The organism is Streptomyces sp. MMG1121, assembly GCF_001280015.1.
Classification (GTDB): domain Bacteria; phylum Actinomycetota; class Actinomycetes; order Streptomycetales; family Streptomycetaceae; genus Streptomyces.
Genome location: NZ_LGDV01000226.1, coordinates 238,784 through 248,750, shown reverse-complemented (window position 1 = coordinate 248,750; position 9,967 = coordinate 238,784). Strand labels below are relative to the sequence as shown.

Below are 9,967 nucleotides of genomic sequence, written 5' to 3'. Positions count from 1 at the left end.
CTCCCCTGAGTACGGTCCTCGGAGGAGCCCGTCGGCCCGTCACCCTACGGCGCCGGCCACGGCACCTGCGGCGAGCGGTAGTAGCCGATCCCGAGGGCGTCCCAGCGCGGGGCCTGCGCGGCCAGTCGCACCTTGTACGTGTTCCAGTCGTGCGTGGCCGCCGGGGACCAGCCCAGCTCGGCCGCGCCCGGGAGCCGCGGGAACGCCATGTAGTCGATGTCGGCGGACGTCTTCAGGGTCTCGGACCAGAGCGGCGCCTCGACCCCCCTGATCGCCGAACTCGGCGCCCCCGCGAGGTAGTCGCCCGGATTCCAGTCGTACGACCGCTGCACCTCCACCAGGCCCGCCCAGTCGAGGCCCAGCTTGGTGTCCTTGGTGTACTTCATGTCGAGGTACACCCGGTCGGCCGGGGACAGGATCAGCCCGGTGCCGTTCTGCGCGGCCTTGACGACCTGTTCCTTGTCGGCGGCGCTGGTGCTGTCCAGGCCCCAGTACTGGGCCAGTGCGCCCTTGGCCGGGTGGGCGCCGGTGAGCTGGTGCCAGCCGATGACCGTCTTGCCGTACTTGGCGACGACGGGCTGCACACGGTCCATGAAGGTCACGTAGTCGGCGTGGCTGGTGGAGTGGGCCTCGTCGCCACCGATGTGGATGTAGCGGCCGGGGGTGATGGCCGCCAGCTCGCGGACGACGTCGTCGACGAACTGGTAGGTGACCTTGTCGGGCACGCACAGCGAGCTGAAACCGACCTCGGTGCCGGTGTAGAGCGGGGGTGCCACGCCGTTGCAGTTGAGCCCGGCGTAGGAGGCGAGGGCCGCGTTGGTGTGGCCGGGCATGTCGATCTCGGGGACGACCTCCAGATAGCGGGAGGCGGCGTAGGAGACGATCTGCCGGTACTGGGCCTTGGTGTAGTACCCGCCCTTTCCGCCGCCGACCTCGGTGGAGCCGCCGTAGGTGGCCAGGCGCGGCCAGGAGTCCATGGCGATGCGCCAGCCCTGGTCGTCGCTGAGGTGCAGATGCAGCTCGTTGACCTTGTACATCGCCAGCTCGTCGATGTAACGCTCGACCTGGGCGACGGTGAAGAAGTGCCGGGCGACGTCGAGCATGGCGCCCCGGTAGGCGTAGCGGGGGCGGTCCTCGACGGTGCCGCCGGCGATCCGCCAGGGGCCGGCCTGCACGGTCTTCTTCTCCACGGCGGGCGACAGGAGCTGACGCAGGGTCTGCACACCGTGGAAGAGGCCGGCGGGAGCGCTCGCGGTGATGGTGACGCCACCGGCGCCGCTCTGCAGCCGGTAGCCCTCGGCCCCGAAGCCGCCCTTCGCCAGGTGCAGCCGGATGCCGCCGGTGCCGTGATCGGTAAGGGGCAGCGGATAACCGGTGGAGGGCCGCAGGATGCCGGTGAGGTAGGCGCCGATCCGGCGGACCTCGGCGGAGGCGTCGACACGGACGCCGGTCGCGCGGGTGATGCGGTACGGGGTGCCGCCCGCCCGGACGGAGGCGGGGGCCGGGATCACCCGGTCCAGCGGGGTCGGTGCCGCCGCCGCACGCGCCACGGGGGCCGCGCCGAGGGTGAACACACCGGCCGCGGCGACCAGGAGCAGCGAGCCGAGAAGGCGGCTCGTTCGGGGAGTCGTGCTGTGGTTCCGTCTCACATGCGCTCCCTTCAGAAGGGTGGGACGTCAGACGTGGTCGAGACCACTCTCCCGCAGATCCGGTGAAACAATCCCTCCATGGCGGAAATCATCCAGAAGGACGGCACCTGGACCTTCGACGGCGAGGCCCTGCGGCTCACTCCGGGCCGGGACAAGAACGTGAGCCTGCTCCGCCGTGAGCTGGGCGAACTCGTCATACCGTGCGGGGCGTTGACCGGTGTCTCCGTCGAGCAGGGGCGCAAGGCGGGACGGCTGAGGCTGCGGCTGCGCGACGGCGCCGATCCGCTGACGCAGGCGACCGGCGGGCGGCTGGCCGAGGCGGACGACCCGTATCAGCTGACGGTGTCCTCCGACCGGTTCGGCGTCGCCGAGTACGTCGCGGACGAGGTGCGCAACGCGCTGCTGCTGGAGGGGGTTTCACCGGAGCCGGTGACCGGCTATCTGCTGCCGGGCCCGGCGCTGCCGGTGTCCGCCGCCGCCGGGGACGGCTCGGCGAGCTTCGACGGGGAGCGGGTGCGGCTGGAGTGGAACTGGAAGACGGAGGACGCCAAGGCCGCCGGCGGTCCCCGGACGATCCCCGTCGCGGACATCACCGGCGTCGAGTGGCAGCCGGCTGCCGGGCTGGAGAACGGGCATCTGCGCTTCCTGGTACGCGGCACCCCGGGCACGGCGCCGCCCAAGTACGACCCGAACGCGGTCGAGTTGTGGGGCTTCAAGAGGGACCCGCTGATGGCCCTGGTGGCCGCCGCCGTACAGGCGCGGCTGCCGCATCCGGCCACGGCGGGGGCGGACGCGCCGCAGGACCCGCGGCCGCTCGGCGAGGCGCCCGCCGGGGACGACCACGACGCGCTGTTGCGGCGCCTGCGCGAACTGGGGGAACTGCACCGCGACGGGGTGCTCACCGAGGAGGAGTTCACCCTGGCCAAGCAGGCGGTCCTCAGGCGCATGTGAGAACCGCCTGCCGGTTGCCTACTTGGCCCGGCGGGACACCGTGAAGTGGTCGATGCGGTCACCGGTCTCGGCGATGCCCGACACCTTCAGCGTGGTCTGCCGGCCGCGCGGGGCCGGGGTGACGTCGACGCGCAGGAAGGAGTAGTTGAGGTAACGCACCCGGGACCAGGTGACGGTCTCGTTCACCTTGCCGTCCTTGGTGTTGATGAACGACGCGACCGAGTCGACCTCGTGCTCGTTGCCCTCGTAGGAGTCCGGGGCGCTGAACGCGTAGAGGCTGCGGCCCGCGGCGCCGGCGGTGACGTAGACCACCCCCTCGGTCTCGGGGTAGGCGGTGCCGCCGATCGGGAGCTTCTTGGTGACGGCGCCGGCCTTGATGACGTCGGTGCGCTCGTACTGGTGGTTGTGGCCGTTGATGACCAGGTCCACCTGGTACTGCTCGAACAGCGGCACCCACTCCTGGCGCACGCCCCCCTCCGAGGCGTGCGCCGTGGACGTGCAGTACGCGCAGTGGTGGAAGAAGACGATGACGAAGTCGATGTCGTCACGGGCCCGGAACCGCTTGAGCTGGCTCTCGAACCACTTTGTCTGCGTTCCACCGGAAATGCCCAGGTTCGCGGGGATCTCGAAGGAGACGTCGTTGGGGTCCAGCGAGATGATCGCGGTGTTGCCGTGGACGAAGGAGTAGACGCCCGGCAGGTTCTTCGCGTCCGGACCGTTGTCCGGCAGGGTCCAGCGGGCGTCTTCGCCGCCGTAGCCGTTGGGTGAGTACCAGGCCTCCATGTCGTGGTTGCCGTAGGAGACCATCCACGGGATCTGCTTGGCGACCGACTCGGTCTGGGCGAGGAACTGGTCCCAGGTACGGGCGTCGAAGCCCGTGTCGGTGGACTTGCCCTGGCCGGCCGGGTCACCGTAGGCGATGTCGCCCGCGTGCAGATGGAAGGCCGGGTTCTGGCCGAGGATCAGGCTGTCGTTGGCCAGGGCGTGGTAGCTGACGCCCTGGTCGCCGAAGGCCGTGAAGGTGAACGGCTCCTTGTGGGCGGGGGCGGTGGTGAAGGTGCCCAGGGTGCCCAGCAGGTGGGGCTCGGCCGGGTCGAAGCCCTCGTGGCCGACGCCGTAGTAGTAGGTGCGCCCCGGGCGCAGGTGGGTGAGCCGGGCGTGCAGGTAGTACTGGGTGTGGTCGCCGCTCGCGCCGACACCGGCCGGGGTGTAGAGGGTGCGGACCTCGGCCTCGATCTTGCGGGAGAGGTCCCAGGGGCGGGCGCCGATCCGGATGAAGGGCTTCTTCACGGCGACCGGGACCTGCCAGGAGACGGTCATCTCGGTGCGTGCGTCGGTGCCGTAGGCGAGGTGCCGGCCGAAGGGGGCGACGAGGGCGCCGTCGACGTGCTCGGCGGCGGGGGCGGTGCGCTGTGCCGGTACGGCCGCCTGAGCGGTGGCGCCCGTCACGAACGCGCCGCCCGTGACGGCACCCAGCGTGACGGCGCCGCCTCTGATCATGGTGCGCCGCGAGAATCTCGCGCGCAGGTACTCGTGCTGCTCGGCCATGCTCATGCGCTCGGCGAGCCGGTCCGGTACTCCCATACGAGGAATGTCCATGGCGTCCGAAACTCGTGGGTCCGGGCAACGAGACGCAAGACACAGAATGGACAGCGTACGAACAGAGATCCAACAGCCCCGGGTAAGACGCCGGCAAGGCTCCTGCCCGATATCGGGCACGATTCTTGCGAAACCGGCGCCGGTGGCCCAGGATCTACCGGGTGCACGACGAACTTGTTGATCATCTGACGCGGTCCACGCCCCTGAGCCGGGGCGAGGCGCTGCGGGTGGTCCAGGACGTGCTCGCCTACTTCGACGAGACGACGCAGGACTTCGTCCGTCGCCGCCACCGCGAACTGCAGGCCCAGGGCCTGGTCAACGCGGAGATCTTCGAACGGATCGAGGCGGACCTGAACTACCGGGCGGTGGCGCCGCCGGAGCTGACGCTCAGGCAGCTGCGCCGCATGGTCTACGGCTGAGAACGGGATACGGGACACCTATACATGTGCGGAATTGTCGGATACATCGGGAAGCGTGACGTAGCCCCGCTGCTGCTCGAAGGGCTGCAGCGGCTGGAGTACCGCGGCTACGACTCCGCGGGCATCGTCGTCACCTCCCCGAAGGCGGCCGGCCTGAAGATGGTCAAGGCCAAGGGACGGGTGCGCGACCTGGAGGCCAAGGTCCCGGCGCGCTTCAAGGGCACCACGGGCATCGCCCACACCCGCTGGGCCACCCACGGCGCCCCCTCCGACGTCAACGCCCACCCGCACATGTCGGCCGACAACAAGGTCGCCGTCGTGCACAACGGCATCATCGACAACGCCGCCGACCTGCGCCGCAAGCTGGAGGCGGACGGTGTCGAGTTCCTCTCCGAGACCGACACCGAGGTGCTCACCCACCTCATCGCCCGCGCCACGGCCGAGAAGCTGGAGGACAAGGTCCGCCAGGCGGTCCGGGTGATCGAGGGCACGTACGGCATCGCCGTGCTGCACGCCGACTTCCCCGACCGGATCGTGGTGGCCCGCAACGGCTCCCCGGTCGTCCTCGGCATCGGCGAGAAGGAGATGTTCGTCGCCTCCGACATCGCCGCGCTGGTCATGCACACGCGCCAGATAGTGACCCTGGACGACGGCGAGATGGCCACCCTGAAGGCCGACGACTTCCGTACCTACACCACCGAGGGCACGCGCACCACCGCCGAGCCCACGACGGTGGAGTGGGAGGCCGAGTCGTACGACATGGGCGGCCACGACACCTATATGCACAAGGAGATCTTCGAGCAGGCCGACGCCGTGGACCGCGTGCTGCGCGGCCGCATCGACGACCGCTTCTCCACCGTGCACCTCGGCGGCCTCAACCTGGACGCGCGCGAGGCCCGGCAGATCCGCCGTGTGAAGATCCTCGGCTGCGGCACCTCGTACCACGCGGGCATGATCGGCGCCCAGATGATCGAGGAGCTGGCCCGCATCCCCGCGGACGCCGAGCCGGCGTCGGAATTCCGCTACCGCAACGCCGTGGTGGACCCCGACACCCTGTACGTCGCCGTCTCCCAGTCCGGTGAGACCTACGACGTCCTCGCGGCCGTCCAGGAGCTGAAGCGCAAGGGCGCCCGGGTCTTCGGCGTCGTCAACGTGGTCGGCTCGGCGATCGCGCGTGAGGCGGACGCCGGGATCTACGTCCACGCGGGCCCGGAGGTCTGCGTGGTCTCCACGAAGTGCTTCACGAACACCACGGTCGCCTTCGCCCTGCTCGCCCTGCACCTCGGCCGCACCCGTGACCTCTCGGTGCGCGACGGCAAGCGGATCATCGAGGGCCTGCGCAAGCTGCCCGACCAGATCACCGAGATCCTCAAGCAGGAGGAGCAGATCAAGGAGCTGGCCGAGCTGTACGCCGAGGCCCGCTCGATGCTCTTCATCGGCCGCGTGCGGGGCTACCCGGTGGCCCGCGAGGCCTCCCTGAAGCTCAAGGAGGTCTCCTACATCCACGCCGAGGCCTACCCCGCCTCCGAGCTGAAGCACGGCCCGCTGGCCCTGATCGAGCCGGCCCTGCCGACGGTCGCGATCGTCCCCGACGACGACCTGCTGGAGAAGAACCGCGCGGCCCTGGAGGAGATCAAGGCCCGCAGCGGCAAGATCCTGGCGGTGGCCCACCAGCACCAGGAGAAGGCGGACCAGACGATCGTCGTCCCGAAGAACGAGGACGAACTGGACCCCATCCTGATGGGCATCCCCCTCCAGCTGCTGGCGTACCACACGGCGAAGGCCCTGGGCCGGGACATAGACAAGCCGAGGAACCTGGCCAAGTCGGTCACGGTGGAGTAACTCCCCGGGAGCACGACCACGGAACGGACCCCCACGTGTGCCACCAGACACGTGGGGGTCCTTTCCGTGCCGCTGCGGATCAGCCGGTGGCCGTCACCCCCCGGCGGGCGGCACGCCCCGGAAGCGTCGTCGGCCAGTGAGCCAGGCTCGCCGTCGCCGCGTACCAGGCCACCGCACCGGACACCGCGGCGACCCAGCCTCCGACCTTGGTCAGGGAGGAACTGTCGGCGAAGGCCGCGACGGCCAGCACCAGCATCGCCAGGAACAGCAGCCCGTGCATGGCCTGACCGAGGCTGTCGCCGCCCGCCAGGGTCAGGGTGAGTGCCACGAGGGCGAACAGGAGGAGGAAGAGTCCGGCCGCGTCGGCCGAAGAGTGCGTCCCGACCGCCCAGGTGAACCACAGGGCACCGAGCGCCACGAAGCCCGTACCGGAGGCGCCGTCCCGGTCCCGGAACGCCAGCAGGCCGACGAGGAACAGGGCAACTCCGCCCACGTAGTGGGCCATTGACACGGCGTCGGACGCTGCCACGCCGTGAATCACGCCAGTCGTACCGAGACCGAACGCCAACAGGGTTATCCCCAGGGCGAGTCGGCCCACCACCGTTGTGCTTGTGCTTCCCGCGGAGACTTCGTTGTCCACGGCGGGCTCCCTTCATGCATGCTGTGCAGTTGCGCGGTGACTGATATATGCCCTTCACAAGGGCACAAACCACCTCTACGCGCGAGTAGTTTCGCGCTGCACAAAGGGAGTTGGGCCGGAAACCCTACGGAATGACGATCACGGGTCGTCGCGCCCGTTTGGCGAGCCGCCCGGCCACGGAGCCGAAGATCCGGCCGACGATGCCGTGCGTGGAACCGACGACGATCGCGTCGGCCTCGTACTCCCGCCCCACCTCTTCGAGTTCGTGGCAGATGTCCCCGCCCCGCTCGACCAGGATCCAGGGCACCTCGGCCAGATAGTCCGCACAGGCCAGTTCGAGCCCGAGGACTTCGGTGCGGTGATCCGGCACGTCGACGAAGACAGGTGGCTCGCAGCCGGCCCACACGGTGGACGGCAGCCGGTTGGCGACATGGACGATGATCAGACCGGCGTGGGAGCGGTGGGCCATGCCGATCGCGTAGGCGAGGGCACGCTCACTGGAGGTGGAGCCGTCGAAGCCGACGACGACTCCGTGCCGGAAGGCGGGGTCGCAGGAGGGGCGTGACTCTTCCGCCGCCAGGGGCTCGGACGCCGTGGGATCGGCGACGGGCCGCTTGCGGTCCGCGGGTTCGAAGAATTCGTGACCGGCCATGGCTGTCTCGGCGTTGTGATCCTTTATGGGAGGGGACGACAGAGTGCGGCGGAGCTGTGTCCGGGAAACATCTTCCCAAGCCCATACCCCCAAGGGTACGGCGGCACGCCTCCCGAGCCCAGATCCCGCGCACGCTCCGTAATCGGTCCCCCGACGTCCGTAGGGGTTCACCGGAGCATGCACGAGCCGCGCCCGTAACGCAATGGTTGCTGCCCCGTACAGGCGGTTTGCTCAGCATTCACAGACGTACGGCCGGTGACCGACCGGTCGAACGGGCGTTGAACCCGGTGAGCCATCCCCCGGGGGTACCCCCAGGGGGCACGAAGGGGAGTACGAGATGCCCGGACCGCGACACAGCTTCGAGCCGCGCACCGTGCCGGACAGCGCGAGCGAGGTGATCCGCTGGGCCGCCTTCAGCTGCGTCCTCGTCCCCGTGGTCCTGGTCTGGTACGGCACCTCGCTCGCCGGCGCGGCGGGGGCCGCCCTGGGGCTGGTCGCCGTCACGACCGCGTGCCGGGTCCTGCTGCGCCGCTCGGAACGGTGCGCGGCGCGCTGTGCCCAACGTTCCGGCACGCAAAGCGGCAGACGTCACACCAGGAGGCGGACACCGGTCGACTGACCTGTTTCCATACTCCCGAAGGTTTCTTTTCAGCCAACTTCTCAATGTCACCCCAGGGGGGTCCTGACCACCCTCCAACCCCCGTTTGACCTGCACGGAAAGGGTCTACGGACGACTGCGCACCCTACGCGCTTCGGCCACCGCGACAAGGCGCACTTCCCTACACCCCCCGTGAGTGCAACGCTTCGTGATCGAATGCTTCACGCCAAGTTGTCATGTCGACAATCTCCGGCGTGTCGAACCGGCCACCGTGAGACCGCGGTAGCCAGTAGATTCGATCTTGATGACTTACGGCGGGGGACTCGTGCAGGACCGAGGGGAAACGTGCAGGAGCGACACAACCGAGGAGCCGCGACCACCGAGGGGGGCTTAGCAGTATGAGCCACGACTCCACTGCCGCGCCGGAAGCCGCGGCCCGGAAACTCTCCGGGCGCCGCCGCAAGGAGATCGTCGCGGTGCTGCTGTTCAGCGGCGGCCCCATCTTCGAGAGTTCCATTCCGTTGTCGGTGTTCGGGATCGACCGCCAGGACGCCGGCGTGCCGCGCTACCGACTACTGGTGTGCGCCGGCGAGGAAGGTCCGCTGCGGACCACAGGGGGCCTGGAACTCACCGCACCGCATGGGCTGGAGGCGATCTCACGCGCCGGGACGGTCGTCGTACCGGCCTGGCGTTCGATCACCTCACCGCCGCCGGAGGAGGCGCTCGACGCACTCCGCCGCGCGCATGAAGAGGGCGCCCGCATCGTAGGGCTGTGTACGGGCGCGTTCGTGCTCGCCGCGGCCGGACTGCTGGACGGCCGCCCCGCGACCACTCATTGGATGTACGCACCGACGCTGGCCAAGCGCTATCCGTCCGTGCACGTCGATCCGCGAGAACTCTTCGTGGACGACGGCGACGTCCTGACCTCGGCCGGTACTGCGGCCGGGATCGATCTCTGTCTCCACATCGTGCGGACGGACCACGGCAACGAGGCGGCCGGCGCGCTCGCCCGGCGCCTGGTGGTCCCGCCGCGCCGATCGGGCGGCCAGGAGCGCTACCTCGATCGATCTTTACCAGAGGAGATCGGCGCCGACCCGCTGGCCGAGGTCGTCGCCTGGGCGCTGGAACACCTCCACGAGCAGTTCGACGTGGAGACGCTGGCGGCACGCGCCTACATGAGCCGCCGTACGTTCGACCGCCGGTTCCGCTCACTGACCGGCAGCGCTCCGCTGCAGTGGCTGATCACGCAGCGGGTGCTGCAGGCACAGCGGCTGCTGGAGACGTCGGACTACAGCGTGGACGAGGTGGCGGGCCGGTGCGGCTTCCGCTCCCCGGTCGCGCTGCGCGGGCACTTCCGCCGCCAGCTCGGCTCGTCCCCCGCCGCCTACCGGGCCGCCTACCGGGCCCGCCGGCCGCAGGGCGACAAGCCGGGTGAGCCGGAGACCCCGGTGCACCAGCCCGGTGCCCCGGCCGGCCTGGGCGGCCCGGGACCGGTGGGCCCCGTGCCTGCCCTGCTGCATCCGGACAGCGGAGTCCCGGTCCAGAGCCGCCGCGCCCCGGCCGGAGCGGTGAGCCTGCTGCCGGGTCCGAGGCACGGCAGCTGAGCACGGCGTACGG

Annotated in this window: 9 protein-coding genes; 5 read left to right on the top strand and 4 right to left on the bottom strand. The window is 69.9% G+C overall.

What is annotated here, in order from left to right; genetic code table 11:
• Positions 1–44: 44 nt before the first annotated feature.
• Complete coding sequence (locus ADK64_RS34305) at positions 45–1,649, bottom strand: beta-N-acetylhexosaminidase (RefSeq protein ID WP_053665585.1); 1,605 nt, start codon at positions 1,647–1,649, stop codon at positions 45–47.
• Positions 1,650–1,727: 78 nt separating this feature from the next.
• Here ADK64_RS34305 and ADK64_RS34300 point away from each other — a divergent pair, with 78 nt between their 5' ends.
• A complete protein-coding gene (locus tag ADK64_RS34300; protein WP_053665583.1) occupies positions 1,728–2,600 on the top strand; it encodes a DUF4429 domain-containing protein in 873 nt (290 codons plus the stop codon).
• A gap of 18 nt (positions 2,601–2,618) precedes the next feature.
• Here ADK64_RS34300 and ADK64_RS34295 read toward each other — a convergent pair whose 3' ends face one another.
• On the bottom strand, positions 2,619–4,184 hold the full coding sequence (locus ADK64_RS34295) for a purple acid phosphatase family protein (protein WP_053665581.1): 1,566 nt from the start codon (positions 4,182–4,184) through the stop codon (positions 2,619–2,621).
• Between the two features lie 176 nt (positions 4,185–4,360).
• On the opposite strand from ADK64_RS34295, the gene ADK64_RS34290 reads away from it, so the two are divergent.
• Entirely contained in the window at positions 4,361–4,618 is a 258-nt protein-coding gene (locus tag ADK64_RS34290) for a hypothetical protein (protein ID WP_053665580.1), read from the top strand.
• Between the two features lie 24 nt (positions 4,619–4,642).
• The gene (gene glmS, locus ADK64_RS34285; protein ID WP_053665578.1) at positions 4,643–6,460 is read left to right on the top strand and encodes a glutamine--fructose-6-phosphate transaminase (isomerizing); all 1,818 of its coding nucleotides are present in this window, start codon (positions 4,643–4,645) and stop codon (positions 6,458–6,460) included.
• Positions 6,461–6,539: 79 nt separating this feature from the next.
• On the opposite strand, the gene ADK64_RS34280 is transcribed toward glmS, so the two are convergent.
• Together ADK64_RS34280 and ADK64_RS34275 are read right to left on the bottom strand one after the other, a co-directional pair.
• A complete protein-coding gene (locus ADK64_RS34280; RefSeq protein ID WP_053665576.1) occupies positions 6,540–7,100 on the bottom strand; it encodes a GPR1/FUN34/YaaH family transporter in 561 nt (186 codons plus the stop codon).
• 124 nt (positions 7,101–7,224) lie between these two features.
• Positions 7,225–7,752 carry a universal stress protein gene (locus tag ADK64_RS34275; RefSeq protein ID WP_053665574.1) on the bottom strand — a complete coding sequence of 176 codons (528 nt, stop codon included), beginning with the start codon at positions 7,750–7,752 and terminating at the stop codon, positions 7,225–7,227.
• A gap of 337 nt (positions 7,753–8,089) precedes the next feature.
• Here ADK64_RS34275 and ADK64_RS34270 point away from each other — a divergent pair, with 337 nt between their 5' ends.
• Positions 8,090–8,371 carry a hypothetical protein gene (locus ADK64_RS34270; RefSeq protein WP_199829785.1) on the top strand — a complete coding sequence of 94 codons (282 nt, stop codon included), beginning with the start codon at positions 8,090–8,092 and terminating at the stop codon, positions 8,369–8,371.
• Between the two features lie 377 nt (positions 8,372–8,748).
• Entirely contained in the window at positions 8,749–9,954 is a 1,206-nt protein-coding gene (locus tag ADK64_RS34265; protein ID WP_053665572.1) for a helix-turn-helix domain-containing protein, read from the top strand.
• Positions 9,955–9,967 lie beyond the last annotated feature (13 nt).